The organism is Planctobacterium marinum, assembly GCF_036322805.1.
Classification (GTDB): Bacteria; Pseudomonadota; Gammaproteobacteria; order Enterobacterales; family Alteromonadaceae; genus Planctobacterium; species Planctobacterium marinum_A.
The window spans coordinates 4,324,448-4,346,557 of record NZ_AP027272.1 but is presented as its reverse complement, the minus strand read 5'-3'; the positions used below and the strand labels follow the sequence as shown (position 1 = coordinate 4,346,557).

Sequence of the window (22,110 nt, the reverse complement as noted above, 5' to 3'; positions counted from 1 at the left end):
TTAATTTAACTACCAGCAATAGAGCAGAAACCGTTCCAACTTTTATCCTATTGAAAAGTATGAGGTTTTTATTATAAGTGACCAAGGTTTTCGCAATTTGCAATTGCAGAATCAGGGGTTTTTGCAAATTGGAATGGTGTGAGAATAGGGTGTGGTAGGTTCATTCTTAGGTTCGGCTTTAGCCGGACAGCGGAGGTAAAAGCATACACCTTTGTCCAGCTGGCCTTTTTATGCTCTGTCTCGTCCTAAAATACGTTGACGTTTTATGCAGGCCGGTAGATTTTATCTATCGGCCTTTTTCGTAATGCACCTGGTTAGGTGTTTTCATTCCCAAACTCAAGTGCGGCCTCATCTCATTGTAGATGTATATCGATTCATCCACGAGTTGCTTTAATTCCCGCCTATTCTTGCACTGATGCAACAAGAACTCCTGCTTTAGTATGCCATTGATTCTTTCTGCTAAGGCATTCTGATAGCAATCATAACCATCGGTCATAGATGGAGTAATGTTGTGATTTCTCAGGACAGCCTGATATTCCTCAGAGCAATATTGCACTCCTCGGTCTGAGTGATGAATCATTGGATGGTTATAGTACTTATGCTTGATACTCATATTGAGTGCCTTAACCACATCTGTTGCTTTCATTTCATCGCTGAGTTCATACCCCATTATCTTTCGGGAATATGCATCCGTTGTTAATGATAAATAGTGCGTACCCGCATCTGACTTCACGTAGGTAATATCACTCACAAGCACATCCTCAGCCTGTTGAGGTTGATAGTCCTTCAGTAGATTCGGGTGCTTTTTCATCCAGTGACGGCTGTCGGTTGTTTTTGTGTAACTACGTTTGGGTTTAACCAACATGCCTTCTGCGCGTAAATAATCAAACAGTCCATCACGCCCCAACTTAATGCCAAGTTTATCAAGCTCTGGTTTCATCAGTTGGTAGAGCTTTCGAGTCCCAATCCGCGGCATGTACTGGCGCCAATACAGCACCATGTCCTTAACCGGCATTAGCCTCTGCTGCTTATCGTTAAACCGCTTAACCCACTGATAAAGCCCTTGAGGTGTAAATCCGAATAGGCGACAACAACGAGCTAGCTTTCTTCGTTTTTCAACTTTTCCCGCCCAGAGAGCTTGTCGTAGTACTTTTTTCTGTAGTTACTCCCACACTCGTTATCAACACGGGTTACTACCTCTTCCAGAACATCAATTTTGAGTTCAGCATCAGCTAATGCGCGTTCTAAACGCTTAATCTTTTGGGCGGGTGTTTCGTTGGATTGAGACATAAGTGAATGCATCAAAGGCTCAGACCAATCCAGCTTACCATGCTTTCGTAGCCAGACGAGAACTGTACTTCGGCCTTGAATGCCAAAGTGCTTTTGAGCTTGTTTGTAGGTGAAGTCGCCTTTTTCGACTTGCGCTACAACGGCCAATTTAAAGCCTAAGGTGTAATCACGTTGAGTTCGTTTAACGCGTTGTTTATCTGGGTTTCTCATAATAAGTCCTAAATGTGTAAACACATTTCAGGACGGGACACTCCCTGCAAAAAAAGACATTAACGCCATCCATGGCTTTTCTGAACCAAATCCCTTTGGTCCACATACCATTTGTGAAATACATCCTTGTATTTCCCTGAAGACAGCTAAAGCTGTCCAAATTCATTCCCGATGAATTTGTCTTTTTGCCAAAAAGAAACCGTATGCGAAAGAAAAAGGCTCCCCGCATTACGCTTAATCCATTGAAAAACTACAAGTTTCCGTCGTCACGATGCGCGTCCATGCTTAGGCATGACTTGATTTTCATCCCGGAAAATCACTTAACGTTTTTCAATGGCGCTTCATGAGGTGAAATGGGGCGTTTTATTCACTTCTATACGAAACGACAATAATAGACTTCGTTAGCACACTTATTCTGAGTATCTCAACTTATTGGAAAAGCACTGTAATTAATTAACCCTATGAATTTATAAGTATAAATTCAATTTCAATGGATAGTGGACAGACAAAAATTTAAATAATTGTAGGGACCCCTGAGGCGAAAGCCGAACCTACAGAATGTGTAGGTTCGGCTTTAGCCGGACAAAGGAAAAGGAGGTAGGTCCCAGCACCGCTGTCCGAGTAAACTCAAACCTAAAAGGCGCTGTTAATAAGCGCCTTTGGCTCCCAATACGGCCGGAACGGTAGCCAGCAGGATTTTAATATCCAGCCAGATGCTTTGTTGCTGAATGTAATCTTTATCGAACTGCAACTGCTGCTCAAAATCCGTGTCGGCTCGGCCGTTAACTTGCCATAAGCCTGTTAAACCGGGTTTGCAGTATAAACGAGGCATGATATTGCGGTCGTAATTGTCATACTCAGTGGTCAGATGGGGGCGTGGGCCAATTAGCATCATGTCACCTTTTAAGACATTAAGTAGTTGTGGCAGTTCATCGATGCTGTATTTACGAATGAACTTGCCTACGCGGGTAATGCGTGGATCGTTATAGTACTTCTTACACACCCCTTCACGGTCGCTATCACTCGGCTCAGGCTCGCGATATTTTGGATCGGTTTTTAAGTACATTGAACGGAACTTATAACAATGGAAACGGCGACCGTTTTCGCCCACCCGAACTTGGGTGAAAAATACCGGGCCCTGGCTTTCCATGCGGATAAACAACATGGTCAGCAGCAGTAACGGCGATATTACCAGTAAACCTAAGGCTGCGGCTGATTGTTGTAAAATCACGGGTATGCCTTTGTGACCGAAACGCGCTGCTTTGGATTGTTGAGTTACATTTTGTGGCACCATGAACAGCATGGCAACCATACGATTTAAAGCTAAATTATTCATAGTGTTACTCCTGATTAGCTTGTTTTAAAACGAAAGTACGAAACATGAACTCCGGTACGCCAATGACGTAGCGGTTAAATTTAGTAACGGGTTCTTGCATTAAGCGCCATACCCATTCCAGCCCGGTTTCACGCATCCACATGGGGGCACGTGTGATCTCTCCGGAATAAAAGTCGAATAGTCCGCCAACAGCTAAAACGGATTCGCAATCTAATTTGGCGGCGTTATCAATCACCCAGGTTTCTTGTAGCGGTGAGCCTTGCGCCACCAACAACACATCTGTTTTACTGCTGTTGATATGCTGGATGATGTCGTTGTTTTGAGACGGGGCGAAATAACCGTGTTGCACACCGCTGATTTCCAGCTCGGGGAACAGTTTTTTCATATTGTCTGCCATCTTTTGTGCGATGCCGGGTTTGGCGCCAAGTAAAAACAGACGTTTGTTTTGTTGTTGCATGGCTTTACACAAAAGCGGTAACACGTCGGTACCATTAATGTTGTCTAGCAATTTCAATTGACGAGAGCGAGCAGCGACGCGGATGCCTGAGCCATCGCCAAACAAACAGTCGGCTTTTTTCAGGGCGGCTTTGAATTCCGGGTTGCGCTGTGCCAGGTTCACAGAGTTAGCATTAACAAAGAAACTGATTTTGGGACGCTGCAGATTTAAGCTACTGCGCTTGATACCGCGGAAAAACGTACCGTCGGTGAACCAGGCAATCGCTTTTTCCATCTGGGTATTGTTGATGTTTAAACCGTACAGAGGTAGTCGAGCCGGGCTTGCCAACTCATCGCTGCGATAGAATACAGCGTTGAAAGCAAAGCGCACCAGCAATCCAGTCAGTTTTAGAGAACTCATGGCCGCTTGCTTTTGATAAAGGCTATCGGGACAGCTAATTGCCAGGCCACTACGGCTGTGTAAGGCATGTAAACTAACAAGCCCAGAAGGCAGCTTTTTTGAGTCAAGTCGAGATAGTGTGTCGTTGCTGACTCTGTGCTCACAAGTCGCGCCACAGAAGTGTAAGTCGCCTTTTAACACCTGCCAAAGTACCGGACTAGATTTTAATACGCCGCAATTGAAGTGTTTGAATGTCACGCGGCGGCCAAGTGCATCAATTTTATGCTGTTCTTTGGTGACGTTTTCGCCGCGCAAGACGGCCAATAATGCATTGATGGCCATTAGAGGTGAAACCAATACAAGCACCAGCATCGAAAAACTGCATTCTGTAGCACGTAGCAACAGACTGACCTGATTTGTGTTGTGTCTGCTTTGAGAGTGAGTGTTGCTCATGACCATTCTCCTGTTCAAACTTCATTATGTGGTGAGCTTGAAAAAGATATTGCTTAAGCTGTGCCAGTTTTTAAGTGATTGAAAATTAAGGTAAATGTTGTTTTTTTGTTATTGTTGATTTGCAAATTGCAATGCTTTTTTCGATCTCTTTTTCAATTTGCATTTTTATTTTGAAAAACATTGGCAGTGGAGTTTTCGATTGTTATCAGAAAAATTGCGGATAGACTTTTTGTGTGCGGGTAAAGAGCTTTAACAGGGTTGATTCAACATCATTGTGAGATGACAAGTTATCAACACTTGAGCGTAGTGTGTTCATGGCTCTGGTAAATTTGGCCAGATACCGGTGTATCAGGTTGTAAAACTGGTAGTGTGGATTTTGGTTGCGCATCACACCGTGATTAAAGTGTCGGATATGATCAGCCAGGTCCGGTTGCCAGGTATTATTCCACTGAAGTGGTAATCTGGCGACATGAGGATTTGCAGCGGCGGCTTGAATAATATAACCATTTTCGCCCCAGCCCACTTGATGTGCTTTGGCTAAGGGTTGTCCTTTTGATGCAATCACCTCATCGATGAATTGTTTTGCTGGTTTCCCGTTGCGTAACAAAATAACACCCGAGTTAAACCGACCTGTCTTTCCATTTGCCATATAGATACTTTTCGCTTCGTCTGCGTGTAAACGGATATCGGGAGCTTCTTGTTGTACGTAGGCGTCGGCATCAATAAACAAGACCCATTGGTATCCCTTATTTAATGCCTCTCTGAGAAGGAGTAGCTTCAACCAACAGCATTCAATGCCCATCGACGTAAATCTGGGGCGAGACACGCAAACGTACTCAGCATTAATTCTGTCTGCGTATTCGCGATGGCTATTGATACAGTGGCGATACAACCACTGATAGCCATTAAGGGCGATAGAAAACACCATCATGTTCTTTTGTTCGGTGGCATGTTGCATGTTGCCGTAACTCCGAATTTATCACTGTGTTTGCTCTATTACGCACGAAACGGGCCAGGTACGTTTTATTAGCTTTTGGCGGGTACTGGCACTTTTTGAGCAGAGAAAAGTCTCGCCATTTTGCGAAAAATCCTCGATTTGCAATGCGAAATGCAAAAATTCTCTCTAGAAGTTTTCTCTAAAAATACATAAGCCATTGAATTTTATTGTTTATTCAGGTTTGGCATGGTCCTCGCTCTAGTCATGACAGAAAATAACTGGAGAAACAGAAATGCGAAAATCTACCGCTATGTTTATCGCCACCATGATGTTGGGATCGCTGATTACATCGATGCCACGTGCCTCAGAAATGATTAATGGGGTTTATCAGTGGCAATTCTTGTCTGGGCAAAACTGGCCAGTGGGTTACAACCAAAACACCGGAAAACCACAGAACATGATTTGGGCACGAGAAGAATACTCTGCTGATTTTTTTCAACGTATTAACAACGCACTACCAGAGTCCAAAATAAACGAAGCGTTTTTAACTGATGACACCGGCTCGACTATCACCTTGACTGAAACAGCCGAGGTTTATGTAACCTTCTTGCATGAAGGAGCCGGGTACAAAAATGCCTTCGGCTTCTTCAGCTATCCCACGGGTAATCCGCCCACCAGAAAAGAGGATGTGGACGTGACTATTGTGTTTCCTAACCTCTCTTATCCACACATGGCAACGGGCCATCGAGTGAATATTGGTGAATTTACCGCGGGCACCACAATCGGCTTTTTCATCGCCGCCAATGGTTATTCATGGTGGACTGGGGTGAAAGATAACCGCATTCCTTACTACTACTCCCTCAGCGATCTCAATCCTGAACACACTGCCGAACTGCGTCAGCACGTGGTATTACTTTATGATGAAGAAGTACAGGAGGTCATTATGGGGTTTGAGGATTTACCACGCACTTGGGGGGACAATGACTTCAATGATGCTGTATTTAGCGTGAAAGCTACACCAAGTACTGCCATTCAAAAAGATACATTGGTGACAATGCCCAAAGTCAATGATAGTGATGCAGATGGTGTCGCTGATGAGCAAGACGAGTTTCCCAATGATTATCGCAAGGCTTACAGCAGTTACTACCCTAGTCAGCAGGACTGGGTAACTTTAGCTTATGAAGACAATTGGCCCAAACTGGGTGATTACGACATGAACGACCTGGTTATTCGTGAGCGTTTGCAAACCATTTACAGTGCACAAGGCGGGATTTCTGGACTAAAAATCAGCGGCTTTATCGATGCCAGAGGGGCGTCTAATGCTAACGGGTTTGCACTGCGTTTAATGGATGTAGCGCCAGACGCAGTTAAATCGGCGAGCTTGAGTATTGCTGGTGAGCGGTTCGACAAATTTACCGAAGACTATCAGACTGACGCAGTTATTCAGCTATGGCGTAACTCCACTTTATACACGCAGACCGGTGAAAGTAGCGGCCAATGTTCTCACTTCAACACTCACCTGCACTGTGAGAAGTTCCCTCCTGTGCCCTTTAGTTTTGAGGTAGATTTCCACGAAGATTTAAGTCAACTCCTGCACGCTGATTTGGATTTTTTTATCTTCCGCAGCAATAAACGCGGCCACGAAATCCATTTCGCAGGTTACGGTCCAACTGACCTGGCTGATCCCTACTTGTTCGGCACCCACGCCGATGATTCCGACCCAGCCCAGCAGCGCTATTACAAAAATGCGCAAAACTTGCCTTGGGGATTAAAGCTCAACAGCGATTGGCAATACCCTCGTGAGTACATAGACGTTCTGTGGGCCTATCCTGACTACCAAGATTGGGTAGAGTCATCAGGGCTGCTCAAGCCAGATTGGTACCTGGTGCCCGGTCGTCAAACTCATGTGTTTCAATAGGAGTCTGTTATGAAAACTCAAAAACCAATGCTTTCACTGTTATTAACTGGCTCTTTAGCGTTGAGCGCTGTGATGCAGCATGCGCAAGCAAAAGCGGAAGTGCTGCAACCAACCCTCGCTGCAAAATCACAAACTACTAACAAGGCTGGAAGCTCCAAAGAACTTATGGTGAGTGCTGATTTTGACTATAAAACATCGCAGAAAGTGATGTTGGATGTCACAGTGACTAACGATTTAAAACAACCGGAAGCTGGCGTGTTACTCAAAGTATATGCAGTGGAAAATCCCAAAATGTTGCAGGGTGTAAAACGGCCCCTGAAAGTGACTTTGCTGACCGTGCTGCGCACCGATAGCAATGGCGCAGTGCAACGTGAGATTGAGATCCCCGCTCATTATCGCGACCTTCAGATAGAGAAACTCACGCTCTCGCACAATAATGTCAAAGACATCACCTACAAAGGCCAGGAAAGGATTGTACTCAGTCTTTGATACTGGTGGCACCTGGGGTAGCCCGCCTATGGCGGGCTTTTTTGTTTGTAAGTATGGCGAAGAGTTATGGTCAGAGCACGTACTCGATAGAGACAGGTGAATAATCTTTTTCTGCACAAAATTGCCCAAAACCAATAGACAAGATCCGGTTAATTCTACCTCGAGGGTGAGTTTCCCTTGTTGTTTTTCTCAACCGGTTTAGCAGGTCACGGGCAATCTCTGGTTTGTCGTAACACGCGAATTGCGCCGCTAAGTGGATTTTGGCATAGATATCCCCAGCATCAGCCGCTTCTTCAATCAGTGCTTGCCCATGCTCTTTCTCAGTCAAGAGTCCCAGTAGAAACTTAGCTCTTACGTTGTCTCGATGTTCAATCAAATATTTCAGTATGGTTTGCGCTTTATAATTGGAGAGTGGATAGGTATGAATAAAATGACCACTAGCACTGATTAGCTCACCACCACTGTAGGCGTAAACATGTCGTAGTGCCTCTTTTGTTGATAATTTATCGAGACTGGCTGGTGTGACATTAATGGCTCGTTTTTGCAGGGTATCTTGTGCTTTTTGCTCTGCTACATAAGGTGCAAGTCCTCGATTGTATTCATCAAGTGAATACAGGCCGATCATAGTAATGAATAACAGGGAAGCACTTAAAATACACATGCTTGGGAGGGCCAAAAACCACTTGTTGCGCCATCGTTTTGCGCTTGGGTGCTGTGTTTTTTCAGCAAGCAGAAAATACGCTCTTTGCTCCAGAAATGGAATTTGAATTCGGGCTAAAAATGACGCCAACCATGCACCGCCAATATATAGACCAAGCAGTATTACTGCCCAGATGGTTTCGCCTTTACCCAATAGCAGTCCAGAAAGCGTTGCTGCGGCCACCAATAATAAATGTGCTATTAATGCGATTAAGGAAAATGTACCTATAAAGCCTCGCCCATGAAACCTTATTGCCAAACCGATAATGATGCCGCTGGCAAGCAAAAACATCGGTACGGCTTTACCATAGTTGTGGAAAACCCAATACCAGGTCACGAGTAGCGGCAAACACCAAAAAGGAACCAGCAGGGCTGCTTTCAAAGCATTTTGTCGATTTAGTTTTGCTTCTACCTTGTCTAGTAATTCTTGTTCAACCTGCATCATTAAATCCTTTTTGATAGTTCCTTTTCTCAAGCCCGCCGAATACTAAAACTGATAACCTCGTCAATATCTTGTTTGTCTTGCAGCAGCATTAAAACCCTGTCTAATCCCAAAGCAACACCTGCGCAATCAGGTAAACCCTGCTTTAGTGCCGCCAGAAATCTTTCATCATGCTGGGCTTCAGCAATTCCCATGTCGCGTCGCTGAGCGTTGTCTTGAGCGAAACGTTCGGTTTGTTCTTCAGGCGAGGATAATTCGTGGAAGCCATTTGCCAGTTCGAATCCTTTGTAATACAGCTCAAAACGTTCCGCTACCCGACTGTCTTGAGGCGATATCTTAGCCAAGGCCGCTTGCGAGGCGGGAAAGTGGTAAATAAAACAGGGTGTTTCCTGAGCAATCTGTGGCTCGATAACATGACTGAACAACAATTGTAATTGCGTATCTCTGGGGGTATCTAGCGTAGCGAAATTGTCGAAACCGTGCGCGATGCAAGCGGTTGCTAATGTTTTATCGCAATCTGCTAAAGGATCAAAGTTCAGGAACTGTTGGAAGGCCTGTTGGTAGCTGAGCTGTTGAAATTTTCCACTTTCAAAAAGTGGGTGCAATAAGTCCTGCATCTCCTGCATCAGCTGCCAGTGGTCAAAACCCTCACGATACCACTCCAACATAGTAAATTCTGGATTGTGAAACCGCCCTTGCTCTTCGTTGCGAAATGCTTTGCAAATCTGATAAATACTGCCGCTACCAGCGCATAACAGACGCTTCATGGCATATTCTGGAGAGGTTTGCAGATACAGTTTCTGAGCAGATTGTCCGCCGGGCAGGAGCATGTCGGTACTGAAATTCACCAGATGGGGATCGGTCACACCGGCCGTCGCCAGTAGCGGTGTTTCCACTTCCAGTACATTGCGCTGTGCAAAAAAATGCCGGATATAGGCATTTAGTTTGGCACGAGCCTGCAGGGTAGCTAATTCGGTTCCGGGTTGCCAGTTCATGAGATTCCAAAGACGAAAAAGCCCACATTAAGTGGGCTTTTAAGATTCATCAGGCGATTATTTTTGAACGCGAGAAACGTACTCACCGGTGCGAGTGTCAACTTTGATCACTTCGCCAGTTTGTACGAACAAAGGTACGCGTACGACTGCACCTGTGCTCAAAGTAGCGGGTTTACCACCGGTACCGGCGGTATCACCTTTCAGGCCTGGGTCGGTTTCAGTGATTTCCAGCTCTACAAAGTTTGGCGGCGTTACAGCGATTGGAGAACCATTCCACAGCGTTAAGGTACAAATATCATTTTCTACCAACCACTTAACGTTGTCGCCTACGGCTTTGTCATCTGCAGCTAACTGCTCGAACGTATCATTGTTCATGAAGTGCCAGAATTCACCATCGCTGTAGAGGTAAGCCAGGTCGTGATCCATAACGTCAGCGCCTTCCACTGATTCGCCAGAGCGAAACGTTTTTTCCAGCACTTTTCCAGAAATAAGCTTACGGATTTTAACGCGATTAAACGCCTGGCCTTTGCCCGGTTTTACATATTCATTCTCTAAAATGTTGCAAGGTTCGCCATCGAGCATTATTTTTAAGCCCGATTTGAATTCATTGGTGCTGAAATTAGCCATAAATTCCTCTTAAATTCTTACTATTTCATTGGGTAGCATATAATTGGCGCAGATAATACCGGAAAAACCACTCACTGTAGAGAGTCACTGGCAAAAAGAGTTAGCGACAGCGTACAAATCTCCTGAATCTTTGTTAAAAACACTGGATCTGGATACTGACAAATACCAAAAAGACATCGAGGCGCGCAAGCTATTTCCAATGATTGTGCCACAAGCTTTTGTCTCCAGAATGGAGAAAGGCAACCGCGTGGACCCTTTGCTGCTACAGGTATTTCCTGATGCACAGGAGTTCGGGGCCGCCCCCGGTTTTACTGCTGATCCTTTGCTGGAACAGAATAACGAGAACGCGGGCCTTTTACACAAGTACCAAAGCCGGGTATTGCTGGTGGTAAAAGGCGGCTGCGCAGTGAATTGCCGCTATTGCTTCAGGCGGCATTTTCCCTATCAGGACAATGCCTTACGCAAGCAAGATTGGCTGCCCGTATTTGACTATATCGCTGCGGACAAGGCGATTAATGAGGTGATCTACTCTGGTGGCGATCCCTTGATGGCCAAAGACGATTTCCTGCTGTGGATGACAAAACAACTCGAAGCCATTGAGCATGTCAAAACCTTGCGTATTCACACCCGTTTACCCGTGGTGATACCCAATCGCATTACACCGGAATTACTTGAATGGTTTACTCAAACCAGATTGAAGCCGGTGATGGTGGTGCATATTAATCACGCCAATGAAATTGATGACCCACTCAACCAAAAACTACAGCTATTACACAGCTCCGGGGTGACCTTGCTCAATCAATCGGTGCTGCTCAAAGGGATAAACGACAATGCCGATGCGCTTATTGAGCTGCATGAAAAGCTCTTTGAAGCAGACGTGTTACCTTATTATTTGCATATGTTGGATAAAGTAGAGGGAGCCAGTCACTTCAACGTGAGCGATGACCGCGCACGCCAGATCGTGGCAGAAGTGATAAAGCGCCAGCCAGGATATCTGGTTCCCAAACTCGTCCGAGAGATTGGTGGCCAGCCTGGCAAAACGCCTATGGATTTACGGCTTCATCCATGATGTTGCATTAAGCGAAAGTATCAATATTTCCGCCTTTTGCCACATCACCTGATGGGCCACTCGGTACGCCAGCGGCTGAGTCCAGCAGCTGAAGTGTCTGCGCGCCCTCTGCTTCCTGCTGGTCTTTCGACAGCTGCAAGCCCTTGAGTTCTAGCGAAGACACACCGGAGTTTCCAGAGTTTCCTGAAATTTCCATACCTAGTTCCTAATAGTTGTGACGTCTCGGCACCCGCTTTACAATTTGAGGGGTAGTTAAGCTGATAGCCTTGTCGCCGGATTAAAAAGCAGGCAGAATTGCCCGCCTTCGATAGGGTATCGGCAAAAGTTGACTATCCTTTAGACATTTTTTTGGAAAAAATTTTCAGGTATTTTAATGGACGCAGTATTAGAGAAGTTAAATGAAAATCTGCAGGTCTTGTATCGCCGGGCTGTAGATGCCGACAGTGCGCTTGATCAACTAAGCAGTCAAGGCAAAGCAAAACACAAAGCCATATTTCCAGCAGACGCCGGATTTACAGTAACTAGTGAGCGATTTGCCCCTTATATCGCCGAACTGAGCAATGACATCAGTGATATGCAAGCCATGGGCGCAGAGGCCGATAAAACCGCTGCGTTATCGGCAGTGGTAAAGAAAATGGAGTCGTTGTTCGTGACTTTGGCGCAATTTAAAGGTGTTTTGGCTGAAAGTTAACGAGTTAAGGCTGTCGACTGCCGTATAAAGCTTGTTTTTTAAGCAAAAAGTACCATAATTATCTGTGAGGGGTAGTTACAGGTAATTGGTGTTGTTATGGAAATTTCCACTACAACCAACATTTTGAACGCGGGTTTTCGTCGTACCACGACAGCCAGCGATTTGCTTAATACTGATACGTTTGGTATCGGTAATTCCTCGCGTGCACCTTCTTTAAACTCTTCTCAAAGCTCCGCGCTCAATGCTGGGTTTCAGCAAGATAACCTCGCGGAGCAGCCCGTTAACGCCTTTGGTATTGGTCAGGCTAATCAGCCTGAGGTGGAGCTTTCTCCTCAAGCCCGTATTCTGCAACAGAATGAAGCTAACCAGCAGTCACTGAGTGAGCGCCTGGCACAAGCCAGAGAAGAATCGCAAAGCGATAATGATGATCAGGAAACAGAATCTGAGACCGACAACTCAGGTTTCGTGCGGGTGGCCAGCAGCGAGGGCAGTGCCCAGAAAAACAATATTCCTGCAGAACGCGCCGCTGAAGTGTATCGCTCCATTCAAAGTCTTTTGTAATCTCTTTTTGGAGGGTGAAAAAGTACTCGTTAAAGTTGAGTGTTTAGTCTTGGCTGAGTTATAGTCATATTTGATGCAGCCATACAAAAGGATTTGATTCTATGCGACCTCTTGCCGTTTTATTTTTTCTGTTTTTGTCTTTTTCCATCTTCGCCCAAGAGCAAGTGCATTATGCGACTGTGCTTGAGCAGCAGGTTGTAACGACCAGTGAAAAAGAGGCGAACAAGCAGATCTTTGGAACGCTTTTAAATCATTATGCAGAGCAAAATAAATTGCTGCCCTCTGAGGAAGAGTTATCACAATTCAAGGCATTTGGAAAACTTTCCAAAGAAATACATCGCAAAAAAGACGAGTTGAAATTAGCTGAGTTAATGAAGATTGAAGCTACACGTTCCCTTTCTTCTGAAGAGTTAAAGCAAAAGAAAATACTCGTAGAAATGCAACAGCAATGGCAAAAAGAAGTAGAAGCCAAAGATGATATTCACATGGATAAATTCATGAATGATATGGCCAACGGTTTTGTTAAGAACTGGAAGATCAATAAATCCCTATATGAAACTTACGGTGGTGGTATCGTATTCCAACAGGCAGGCCTGGAGTCCGCTGATGCCCGGCTGGCCTTTTTTGAAATTGAAAAGAAAAAGGGCAACCTGGAATTTCATAGTGAAGAGTTTGAATCTCAATTTTGGGCAATGCTGACCCCAAATCATAACCACTTTTCATATCAGGAAAAGCCTGAAGGAAATCCTTTTGATGTCCCTTTTTGGATTGATGCGATCGAAAAAATGGAAGAGGAATTGGAAACACTTGTAAGCAAACAAGAACAGTGACATGTAAGCTAAAATCCATCAATCAAAAGATCTATGCCTGCTTTGATGGGATCTCTAAGGTGAGACAGGTCTGAATTTTTCTTGGCTTTGAGAAATCGTTTCGAAACTGTTGCTATGTCCAATAAATCAACAAAGTAGTGTTGGTTATCTATGTTACAGGGTATTTGTAAGTCCTGAACCAACTGTCTGCTTCCAGAGGATTTGATTGGTGCAATTAAGATACTTTCGACGTCATTGAAAACAGTGTTTGTGAGCACAACCACAAGTGATGACGAATAAGCGCAGACTGTGAATTGCTTAATCATCTAACTGCCCAATCATTTCTGAAAATGTACCTGACTTTTTGATTTCATCGTTATGTTGAGTAATTGCATCAGAGTTTTGGGACAGCCAACGTTCTTTTCGTTTTTCTGCCACGGCATGCGACAAGGCATTCTCAAACACTTCTGACAGTTTGATATCAAGGCTTTTTGCTTCATTCAAAAGATTGCGATTGATTGTTGTATTGCAAGAAACTTTTTGTCGCATGGGGATCTGTTATTGTTGACACGCCTGTTACCAATTATGCGCGTAATTAATGCGCATCACAAATGAATTGTAGTCTCGGTATGTATAGGTCATATGATGGGAGTCCCGGTAAATTCCTTAATTAACAACCTGCGATTCATTAACTCCAGTATAGTGATGTACTTGTTTCTCAGGGGCGATCCCCTGAAACCCCCTTTTGCCCAAGGCGCGAGACAACATAAGCCGCAACTGAAGAACCTGAAATACCGGCAATGATGGTGCGTCCCTGCGCCAGCATTGCCTGAGACAACATCCCTGTTGTCCCTCTCTCAGGGGGGCTCTTCAGTTTCACTTTATCTCGCACATGGGCAAGATTCATATGGTCTCCGAACTATACAGCAGAGCAGTATTTGTAGATTTTATTATGCGTGTCGCGATAATGTTCATATATCATTGGAAATGAAACTGCCGTGCTTCAAAAAATGAATAGACTATTCAGTGCAAAACTGCTTCTTCCAATAGCCACCATTTTGATCTTAGTCGGAGTTATTTACGAGCAGATATCCAGCAATAGCCTTCGAAAGAAGTTCCCTGCACCGGGGAAAGTTGTTGATATTGGCGACCACAAAATGCATATCCATTGTACTGGTACAGGAAGTCCAACAGTTATTTTTGAGTCTGGAATGGATAGTTATGGAAGTATGTCGTGGAACAGAGTTCTTAGCAGAGTAGGTATGTACACTCGTGCTTGCGCATATGATAGGTCCGGTATTATGTGGAGTGAGCCTCGATTATTAAATCAAGAGTTTAGCAATCGAGTTATTGATGAATTAAGTTCACTTCTTGATGCCTCTGGTGAATCTGCCCCATACCTGTTGGTTGGACATTCGTTAGGTGGAGCGTATGCAACTTTATTTGCTAACAAATACCCATCTCTCGTTGCAGGGATCATTCTTATTGATTCTTCGCATCCAGATCTCGAAAGTAATCTTGACGGTCACTTCTCTGCTGAATGGGTCGAAGATCTTGAAGACAACCTTTTAATTTGGTCTGAGCCAATTTTGAAGAATTTAGGACTATTAAGAATTACTTCAAAATATACTGAGCATCATGAACCTGAAGTTGATTGGTCTGCGACCGAACATAAAATAATCGAAGGCTTCCGACCTAAATCGTTTTTAGCTCTCCAGTCTGAGGTCAAGGCGCTTACTGATATATTGCATCAACTTGGACTTAATAAATATATCGGTGATATTCCGCTCATTGCAATCGATGCTCATCTCGATATTTCAGCGATTTCAGATTCTGAGTTAAAAAAGATTGCTTTGAGTAGAGAAAGCCTGGAAAGCATATTTAAAGAACAAACTCGAATGCATCAGGACAAAGCTAACTGGTCTTCCGATGCAGAGCTGTTGACGTTTAAAAACACGCGTCATTATATTCAATTCCAATCACCAGAGAAAGTCGATTCAGTAATTCAATCTATGGTTGCGAAATATCGAATGAAAACAGCCAACAGAAACAGCCAATAAAAAAGCGGAACTTATGTCCCGCTTTCACAATGTGTTATTAGCGCCTTAATTACTGGCTAGTAGTTCCTGCTTAAACTCTTTTCTGAACCAGTCGCGCAGCATATTTTTCTCGTATTTAAGCGGGTCATCGCGCCTTGCTGTGGATATACCATCCATAAAGGCCATATCCTTGAGTTCTTCGGTGCCGGATTTAAGCACGCTACCATCGCTATCTAACAGTTCATAGCTGAAATCCATACGCGGGATTTCAACGCGTTTGATTAGCCTTACATCACCTGTGGTGTCAAAGCCAACAAAACTGCCTGGCCAGACTCGACCTGCCAAATCCAGGTCGGTGACGTTGAAAGTGAGCTTCTGTCCTTCGGGTAAATCAGCGGCCAGTTCGTCCATGTATTCATGCAGCGTTTCCAGGGTTCGGTTGCGAAAGCGAGAGCGAATACCATTGGCAGGTTTGACGTCGGTATATTCTTTCGGGTTTACCCAGGTAACAGCTACGCGTTCGGATTCATCGACTCTATCCAGATTTTCTTGTTCGTCAGCATGGCTGTTAGTGCTGATGAACAAGGCGGTGGTTATGGTGGCCAGTAGGAATTTTTTCATCGTTACTCTCCAATTCAGTATCGCCAAACAAGCCTGGTTTGCTTGTTATACCTATATAGAACGTTTCAACGCAAAAAACGTGTCAGTATTTTTTAATTATAGTTTATCTCGATGCCAGTCAAGGTAAAATTTTGTAACCTGAGTGTAAAGATTCTGAAACTCAGTAACTGGGGATAAAGCGCTGATAGTCTGGGTCGTTAAACAAGGTAGAGGTGATAATGAGATCGGCAGTGGCCTCGCTACAGGCTACTGGCACATTCCATACCGAGCACAGTCGCAGTAGCGCTTTTACATCGGGGTCGTGAGGTGCGGGATTGAGGGGATCCCAAAAGAACACTAACAGATCTAGTTTTTGCTCTGCGATTAAGGCACCGATTTGCTGATCGCCGCCCAGTGGACCACTTTTAAAGCGGGTTACTGGTAAGTTGAGCTTTTCTGCCACCAGGCCTCCGGTAGTCCCTGTGCCCACCAGTTTGTGTTGCGCCAGTTCTTGTTTGTGCTTTTCTGCCCAGTTGAGCAGTGCGGGTTTCATATGATCATGAGCCACCAAGGCAATGTTTTTCTGGGTACTCACAGGCGTCATCCTTAATTGAGTTTGTCTGTTACGTATTGTTTTGCCTGAACACAATTACGTCCGGCACTTTTGGCACTATATAGAGCCTGATCCGCCAGTTCCACCAATAATTCCTGGGACTTAAAGGCCTCGGGAATGACGCTACAGACTCCGGCGCTTAGGGTCATATTAATACTATCTTGCTTCAATATTAGTGGTGATTTTTCCAGTGTATCTCTGGCCAGTTCGGCAAAAAAAGTCGCTTTTTCTGGATCCGCGTTCGGTAATAACACGGCAAACTCTTCACCACCATAACGAAATAACTCAGCTGAATTACCGGCTGTCAGGTTAGAAATAACAGAGACAAAATGTTTTAAGCACTGGTCGCCAGTTGGATGACCAAATTCATCATTGATGCGTTTGAAGTGATCGATATCTAGCATCACCAGATTGAGATGGGTCCGTTGTTCTGCGCAATGTTGCCAGTAAAAATCTATCTGTTCGTTGAAATAGCGCCGGTTGTGGGCTTGGGTTAAAGGATCGGTACGGTTCAACCGATGCAATTCAATTTGCTTTTCTGACAGGGTTTTTTCAATGCGAAATGCCCGTTCATATTCCCGTCGATAGCGTCTTCCCACCAGCAGCAGGTATAGCCAGAACATGAAAACGATAAAGCACAATTGAAATTGCTCACCAGTAAGCAGAGTACCGGTACAAAGAGGCAATAGCAGAAAGGAAATATACCAACAAGTCAGTTTGAATTTAGTGATCAAACTTTGCACTGAAGCACTGGCTATGCCGGCTGTGACCAGGTTGACTAATATGGATAATTCCGCGTAATGAGGTACAAAATTGACCAGATAAAATAGTGCGCCCCAGGTGCCTGCGTGAGTCAGACACAGGGTAGTCAGGCTGATATTCCAGACGTGGTAGTGCTGTTCGTAATGCTTGGCAGTGGCTTTGCCATGCACCAGCCGCAACAGACAAACCACGGTAAAGAGCGCCCCAAATAGAATGCTTTCATCCGGGTGTTTTTGCGAGAAGCCGGTAGAGAGAAATATCACCGGCCAGGCAAATAAATACAAATATACCCCCGGCAGCGCCCGCTTGATAAAGTCGAAATCCGCCCGGCGCTGGAAATCCAGTTCTAGCTCATTGGTATCTGTTGCAGGCTTCATTGCCGTTATTCTTGTCCCAAGTTATTTTTGTTTTCACTAATAGTAGTCAGCAATTGCTGCTTATTAAAGTGAGTTATTCGATTAAGTACCTGTTGGTTTTTCCCCATACCCGCAATGATGTAGAAGCCTGCTTCATATTCCAGTAGTCCACGGTGATCCATTGTGGGGTCGTCGTTGGCTAGCAGTTGCCAACGTTTTTCATCGAAATGATAAAACCAGATCATTTCATCAGGTTCGGATGGTTCGCCGTTATAGCCCACACCATTGTAGTTGTAGGGGTTATCGCTGCCGCCGATAAACAGCACACCTTCCAAGGATGGGGTTTTAACTCCTTTCGCTGCCATGCGATAGCGAGACTTTCCGGTTGGGTGAGCGACAATTTGCCAGTCAATCTTGTTGATGTGACTTGGATTGATGATACCTTTGTAACAAGCCGATTCTGGGGCAAAGGTTCTTCTTTTAGCGCGCTGCGGCACTACTTTGACTCCATCGCAAACCAATATTTGATCATCCAATATGCCACCTGCATGACCAAATACCGGCGCACCCGGATAAGGAGAACCTTGTTGCCAACTATCGGTTTTGGTGTCGTAAATCTGCACCAGATTCACGTTGCCGTCATTGTGCCAGCCACTAATAAGATAAATGTAGCGATTTTGATAGGTAACCGCGACGGCATCATCCACAGGCACCGGCATGTCTTTCAGTTTGGTGTAGTTATCAGTGAGTACATCGTAGCTGTAGTTGTCGGGACTGGAGATTTCGCTGTGATCTTCGGCAACTGTGTAGCCACCGAATAGCCAGGCCTTACCATTAAGCGCTACAGCGATACTGGCCAGGCGGCCTTTTAATGGCAATGTGGCGGGCACGGGCGTTTTTTCCTGCCAACGAGTATCGCCAGATTTGAGCGCCCACACTTTATTGTGCACATCCTGCCAATCCTTACCTTCAGCCAGGCCCATAAAAGTGATAAACCAGCTGCCTGACTCGGTGTCGACTGTCACCACTGCATTGTTGGATACAGGCTCAGGTAAATCGGGTAATGGTTCACTGAGGGCATGAACAGATAGGATTATTGTTAATACAAGCAGAAGCGTTTGGCTAAAGTAGGTAATTTTCACAAGTACAGATGTAGATGAATCCAAATGTAGAATTACCCTAGCGCTTAATCGTACAAATGTCTTGTTCTGCTTAAACTCCTTATTTTTCATGAATGGGTAATAAACCATTATGCAATTTGTTGAAACAAGGTGTTTTTTATGTAAGCTACTGATAATTATAATGTAAAGTGCGGTTTATGAATTTTTGCCCGTTTGTAATAAAAATTTAAAATAAATAAAAATGCAAAAATGTTGCATAAATATATTTTGTGTGGCACATTCTCCTTTAACAAGAAGCTGACCCCGAATTTGATTTTTTAACGGACATGAAAGTTTTACTGAAACCTTTAACCAATTTACTCCCTGCCATTACTCTGGTCGCATACTTCATTTTGCGACGATAGAACATAGTGGTTGCTTGCTCTGCAACAACCACTCATTTTTTTTATCTATCCTTATTAATCTTTAAAAAGAGAAAAACATAATGAATGTGTCATTGTTGGGCGCCAGTGGGTATACAGGTATGGAATTAGCATTGCTGGTGGACAAGCATCCAGTTATGCAATTGCAGGGTGTTTATGTTTCCGAGCACAGTCAGGATGCCGATAAAGGTTTGTGGCAACTGGACAATCGTTTTTATCAAACACCGTTTACCAGTGATGAACTGAAACTCACTGCGCTCACAGCAGAGCAGTTGGAGCAGGTAGCGAAAAATAGCGACATTATCTTTCTGGCCACTCCCCATGAGTTCAGCCACGATATTTGTCCTAAATTATTACAATATGGCGCAAAAGTGCTGGATTTATCTGGCGCCTTTAGATTAAAAGAGACCCAAGTTTTTGCGCAAAATTATGGCTTTGCCCATAACCAACAAAGCTTATTAGACGGTGCTGTTTATGGCCTGGCAGAATGGTATGCCGATGAAATTAAACAAGCACAACTCATCGCTGTTCCCGGTTGTTATCCAACGGCTTCATTGTTGGCTTTAAAACCCCTACAGGCAGCCGGTTTGATTGATTCATCGGTTTTACCTGTGATCAATGCCACATCAGGTGTAAGTGGTGCAGGTAGAAAAGCCACCATGACCAACAGCCTGTGTGAAGTCAGTTTGCAAGCTTACGGCGTGCTGAGCCATCGTCATCAACCCGAAATCGCCAGTTATTTGGATAACCAGGTGATTTTCAACCCGCACCTGGGCAATTTTAAACGGGGTATTTTGGCAACTATTACCTTAAAGCTCACCGCTGAGGCCAGCCAACAGGCTATCGATAACGCTTTTCACAGTGCTTACGATGGTACTGAGCTTGTCAATCTGGTGCAGCAGTGGCCGAAATTGGATCAGGTGGTGCATTCCCCTAAATGCCATTTGCATTGGCAATATTCTGAGCAAAATCATTATATTGTGGTCAGCAGTGCCATCGACAATTTACTTAAAGGGGCCGCGTCTCAAGCGATGCAATGTGCAAATCTGATGCTGGGCTTACCCGATACCACAGGTTTACTGGGGAGCTGATGATGGCGAATACTATCGGTAAATCCTGGTTGGTGGCGAAAGTCGGAGGCGCACTTCTAAAAGATGGCGCGGCTCTGCAATCAGTGCTGCAAGTGTTGCAGCAATTGCAAACGCGCTATGCAGTGGTGCTGGTGCATGGTGGTGGTGACACCACACAAGCCTTATTGGAGGCTTTGGACTTTAGCAGCGAAAAAATTGATGGTGTGCGGGTTACCCCGAAAGCTCATATTCCCTATGTCGTCGGCGCATTGGCTGGCACAGTTAATAGTGAAATCTGTGCACAGGCTAAAGTAGCAGGTTTAAACCCGGTGGGGCTTACTCTATTGGATGGCGGCATGTGCAAGGCACAAATTACAGAGCCTCGGTTTGGTTCAGTGGGCAAAGTAAGCCCGGCCGACAGTAACTTACTCACCATGCTAAGCAACGGCGATTATTTACCTGTGGTCGCTTCCATTGCCTGCGACGAAGTCGGTAACTTATTAAACGTAAATGCCGATGATGCCGCCGCGGTGGTAGCGCAGCTATTATCAGCAGAGCTGCTGCTGTTATCCGATGTCGCCGGGGTATTAGACCAGGATAAACAGTTAATCAGCCAGCTGGACAGTGCTCAAATATCCAGTCTAACTGAACAAAATGTTATTCAAGGCGGCATGGTGGTGAAAGTGAATTCAGCACTAGCGACAGCCAATCAAACCCAAAAATCGGTGTTTATCAGTTCCTGGAAAACACCTGAACAAATGCTCGCCCTGCTCAAGGGGCAGTCCTGTGGCACCTGTATCGTGCCGAATCTTCAAGCTGACAGCTCAAAAGGAACCTCGTTGTGAAACAAGACCTGTTAACTTTTACCCATTGGACACAAGCAGATATCAACACCTTACTGGATACTGCTTTGGATATTAAAACCTATCCGGGCAAATACAGCTCGGCATTGGCTGGTAAATCAGTGGTGGGATTGTTTGAAAAACCGTCTCTGCGCACTCGAGTGAGCTTTGACATTGGTATTAATAAGCTAGGTGGCCACTTTTTATATCTGGACATGGCGGGTGACAACTTGGCTGGCCGTGAGTCGGGTAAAGATATGGCGGGTAATCTAGGCTGTTGGGCAGACGCGATCGTCGCGCGGGTATTCAAGCACAGTACCTTAACGACTTTGGCGGACAATACTCATGTGCCGGTTATCAACGCACTGTGCGATCTCTACCATCCCTGCCAGGCGCTGGCTGATTATCTGGCACTGAAAGAAAAGTTCGCTGATTTAACCCAGGTACACCTGGCCTATCTAGGCGATGGTAATAATGTCTGTCATTCCTTGATGATTGTAGGGGCTATCTTGGGCGTAAACTTAACAATTGCGACACCATCAGGATATGAGCCAGATGACGATATTACCCAATGGTGTCAACATCAAGCGAAAACCAGCGGCAGTAACATTGTATTGACTCAAGATGTCAGCAGCCTGAAAGATGTTGATGTGCTTTATACCGATACTTGGATCTCAATGGGAGATAGCACACCGCTGGAACAGATTAAAAGCCAGTTTCAGCCGTTTCAGCTCAATAGTGAGCTGATGCACAGCGCTGGCGCTAAGTGGGCGATGCATTGTCAGCCTGCCCACAGAGATTTAGAAATTACCACTGAAGTTGTTGATGGTGAGCAGTCACTATTACTGCTTCAAGCTGAAAACCGTATGCACGCTCAAAACGCCATATTACTGTGGCTTTTGGCAGATAAATAGGAGATCTGAG

General features: G+C 44.9%; 25 protein-coding genes. 10 read left to right on the top strand and 15 right to left on the bottom strand.

What is annotated here, in order from left to right; translation table 11 throughout:
• Positions 1 to 286: 286 nt before the first annotated feature.
• The 4 genes from AABA75_RS19095 to AABA75_RS19080 form a co-directional block, all read right to left on the bottom strand.
• Positions 287 to 1,500 (bottom strand): IS3 family transposase gene (locus AABA75_RS19095; protein WP_338291436.1). Its coding sequence is split into 2 segments (ribosomal slippage): positions 287 to 1,164 and positions 1,164 to 1,500, totalling 1,215 coding nucleotides; the frame shifts between segments, so codons are not numbered across the junction.
• Positions 1,501 to 2,146: 646 nt separating this feature from the next.
• The gene (locus AABA75_RS19090; protein ID WP_338294323.1) at positions 2,147 to 2,836 is read right to left on the bottom strand and encodes a sugar transferase; all 690 of its coding nucleotides are present in this window, start codon (positions 2,834 to 2,836) and stop codon (positions 2,147 to 2,149) included.
• A 4-nt stretch (positions 2,837 to 2,840) separates the two neighbouring features.
• Positions 2,841 to 4,124: a WecB/TagA/CpsF family glycosyltransferase gene (locus AABA75_RS19085; protein ID WP_338294322.1), complete on the bottom strand. Its 1,284-nt coding sequence runs from the start codon at positions 4,122 to 4,124 to the stop codon at positions 2,841 to 2,843.
• Between the two features lie 205 nt (positions 4,125 to 4,329).
• Positions 4,330 to 5,082 (bottom strand): hypothetical protein, encoded by a 753-nt coding sequence (locus tag AABA75_RS19080; RefSeq protein ID WP_338294321.1) that lies wholly within the window; start codon positions 5,080 to 5,082, stop codon positions 4,330 to 4,332.
• A 271-nt stretch (positions 5,083 to 5,353) separates the two neighbouring features.
• On the opposite strand from AABA75_RS19080, the gene AABA75_RS19075 reads away from it, so the two are divergent.
• Both AABA75_RS19075 and AABA75_RS19070 read left to right on the top strand, forming a co-directional pair.
• Entirely contained in the window at positions 5,354 to 6,979 is a 1,626-nt protein-coding gene (locus AABA75_RS19075) for an LruC domain-containing protein (RefSeq protein ID WP_338294320.1), read from the top strand.
• 9 nt (positions 6,980 to 6,988) lie between these two features.
• Entirely contained in the window at positions 6,989 to 7,468 is a 480-nt protein-coding gene (locus AABA75_RS19070; protein ID WP_338294319.1) for a hypothetical protein, read from the top strand.
• A gap of 70 nt (positions 7,469 to 7,538) precedes the next feature.
• On the opposite strand, the gene AABA75_RS19065 is transcribed toward AABA75_RS19070, so the two are convergent.
• From AABA75_RS19065 to efp, 3 genes are read right to left on the bottom strand one after another with little or no spacing between them, the layout of a single operon-like run.
• Positions 7,539 to 8,612 carry a hypothetical protein gene (locus tag AABA75_RS19065; protein ID WP_338294318.1) on the bottom strand — a complete coding sequence of 358 codons (1,074 nt, stop codon included), beginning with the start codon at positions 8,610 to 8,612 and terminating at the stop codon, positions 7,539 to 7,541.
• Positions 8,613 to 8,638: 26 nt separating this feature from the next.
• Positions 8,639 to 9,604, bottom strand: a complete 966-nt coding sequence (gene epmA / locus AABA75_RS19060; RefSeq protein ID WP_338294317.1) for an elongation factor P--(R)-beta-lysine ligase — start codon at positions 9,602 to 9,604, stop codon at positions 8,639 to 8,641.
• Positions 9,605 to 9,661: 57 nt separating this feature from the next.
• Positions 9,662 to 10,231, bottom strand: coding sequence for an elongation factor P (gene efp / locus AABA75_RS19055; protein WP_338294316.1), 570 nt, complete (start codon positions 10,229 to 10,231; stop codon positions 9,662 to 9,664).
• Between the two features lie 43 nt (positions 10,232 to 10,274).
• Here efp and epmB point away from each other — a divergent pair, with 43 nt between their 5' ends.
• A complete protein-coding gene (gene epmB / locus AABA75_RS19050; protein WP_338294315.1) occupies positions 10,275 to 11,300 on the top strand; it encodes an EF-P beta-lysylation protein EpmB in 1,026 nt (341 codons plus the stop codon).
• Positions 11,301 to 11,307: 7 nt separating this feature from the next.
• Here epmB and AABA75_RS19045 read toward each other — a convergent pair whose 3' ends face one another.
• Positions 11,308 to 11,496 (bottom strand): hypothetical protein, encoded by a 189-nt coding sequence (locus AABA75_RS19045; RefSeq protein ID WP_338294314.1) that lies wholly within the window; start codon positions 11,494 to 11,496, stop codon positions 11,308 to 11,310.
• A 177-nt stretch (positions 11,497 to 11,673) separates the two neighbouring features.
• On the opposite strand from AABA75_RS19045, the gene AABA75_RS19040 reads away from it, so the two are divergent.
• The 3 genes from AABA75_RS19040 (at position 11,674) to AABA75_RS19030 (ending at position 13,382) form a co-directional block, all read left to right on the top strand.
• Positions 11,674 to 11,991 carry a hypothetical protein gene (locus tag AABA75_RS19040; protein WP_338294313.1) on the top strand — a complete coding sequence of 106 codons (318 nt, stop codon included), beginning with the start codon at positions 11,674 to 11,676 and terminating at the stop codon, positions 11,989 to 11,991.
• A gap of 96 nt (positions 11,992 to 12,087) precedes the next feature.
• Entirely contained in the window at positions 12,088 to 12,552 is a 465-nt protein-coding gene (locus tag AABA75_RS19035; protein ID WP_338294312.1) for a hypothetical protein, read from the top strand.
• Between the two features lie 164 nt (positions 12,553 to 12,716).
• Complete coding sequence (locus AABA75_RS19030; protein WP_338294311.1) at positions 12,717 to 13,382, top strand: hypothetical protein; 666 nt, start codon at positions 12,717 to 12,719, stop codon at positions 13,380 to 13,382.
• A gap of 8 nt (positions 13,383 to 13,390) precedes the next feature.
• Here AABA75_RS19030 and AABA75_RS21445 read toward each other — a convergent pair whose 3' ends face one another.
• The 3 genes from AABA75_RS21445 to AABA75_RS19020 all read right to left on the bottom strand — a co-directional run bounded on the left by AABA75_RS21445 (position 13,391) and on the right by AABA75_RS19020 (position 14,268).
• The gene (locus tag AABA75_RS21445) at positions 13,391 to 13,687 is read right to left on the bottom strand and encodes a CcdB family protein (RefSeq protein WP_425325588.1); all 297 of its coding nucleotides are present in this window, start codon (positions 13,685 to 13,687) and stop codon (positions 13,391 to 13,393) included.
• Positions 13,680 to 13,910, bottom strand: a complete 231-nt coding sequence (locus AABA75_RS19025; protein WP_338294310.1) for a type II toxin-antitoxin system CcdA family antitoxin — start codon at positions 13,908 to 13,910, stop codon at positions 13,680 to 13,682. The genes AABA75_RS21445 and AABA75_RS19025 overlap by 8 nt, the downstream gene beginning before the upstream one ends.
• 169 nt (positions 13,911 to 14,079) lie before the next feature.
• Positions 14,080 to 14,268 (bottom strand): hypothetical protein, encoded by a 189-nt coding sequence (locus AABA75_RS19020; RefSeq protein WP_338294309.1) that lies wholly within the window; start codon positions 14,266 to 14,268, stop codon positions 14,080 to 14,082.
• 91 nt (positions 14,269 to 14,359) lie between these two features.
• On the opposite strand from AABA75_RS19020, the gene AABA75_RS19015 reads away from it, so the two are divergent.
• Positions 14,360 to 15,421: an alpha/beta hydrolase gene (locus AABA75_RS19015; RefSeq protein WP_338294308.1), complete on the top strand. Its 1,062-nt coding sequence runs from the start codon at positions 14,360 to 14,362 to the stop codon at positions 15,419 to 15,421.
• A 45-nt stretch (positions 15,422 to 15,466) separates the two neighbouring features.
• Here AABA75_RS19015 and AABA75_RS19010 read toward each other — a convergent pair whose 3' ends face one another.
• From AABA75_RS19010 to AABA75_RS18995, 4 genes are all read right to left on the bottom strand, one after another.
• Positions 15,467 to 16,021: a DUF3016 domain-containing protein gene (locus AABA75_RS19010; protein ID WP_338294307.1), complete on the bottom strand. Its 555-nt coding sequence runs from the start codon at positions 16,019 to 16,021 to the stop codon at positions 15,467 to 15,469.
• 160 nt (positions 16,022 to 16,181) lie between these two features.
• Positions 16,182 to 16,604 carry a methylglyoxal synthase gene (locus tag AABA75_RS19005; protein WP_338294306.1) on the bottom strand — a complete coding sequence of 141 codons (423 nt, stop codon included), beginning with the start codon at positions 16,602 to 16,604 and terminating at the stop codon, positions 16,182 to 16,184.
• A gap of 2 nt (positions 16,605 to 16,606) precedes the next feature.
• On the bottom strand, positions 16,607 to 17,752 hold the full coding sequence (locus tag AABA75_RS19000; protein ID WP_338294305.1) for a GGDEF domain-containing protein: 1,146 nt from the start codon (positions 17,750 to 17,752) through the stop codon (positions 16,607 to 16,609).
• Positions 17,753 to 17,757: 5 nt separating this feature from the next.
• On the bottom strand, positions 17,758 to 18,756 hold the full coding sequence (locus AABA75_RS18995; protein WP_338294304.1) for a Kelch repeat-containing protein: 999 nt from the start codon (positions 18,754 to 18,756) through the stop codon (positions 17,758 to 17,760).
• Positions 18,757 to 19,333: 577 nt separating this feature from the next.
• On the opposite strand from AABA75_RS18995, the gene argC reads away from it, so the two are divergent.
• The 3 genes from argC to AABA75_RS18980 are packed head-to-tail and all read left to right on the top strand — an operon-like array spanning position 19,334 to position 22,100.
• Positions 19,334 to 20,365, top strand: a complete 1,032-nt coding sequence (gene argC, locus AABA75_RS18990) for an N-acetyl-gamma-glutamyl-phosphate reductase (protein WP_338294890.1) — start codon at positions 19,334 to 19,336, stop codon at positions 20,363 to 20,365.
• Complete coding sequence (argB, locus tag AABA75_RS18985) at positions 20,365 to 21,189, top strand: acetylglutamate kinase (RefSeq protein WP_338294303.1); 825 nt, start codon at positions 20,365 to 20,367, stop codon at positions 21,187 to 21,189. The genes argC and argB overlap by 1 nt, the downstream gene beginning before the upstream one ends.
• Positions 21,186 to 22,100 (top strand): ornithine carbamoyltransferase, encoded by a 915-nt coding sequence (locus tag AABA75_RS18980; RefSeq protein WP_338294302.1) that lies wholly within the window; start codon positions 21,186 to 21,188, stop codon positions 22,098 to 22,100. The genes argB and AABA75_RS18980 overlap by 4 nt, the downstream gene beginning before the upstream one ends.
• Positions 22,101 to 22,110: the final 10 nt, after the last annotated feature.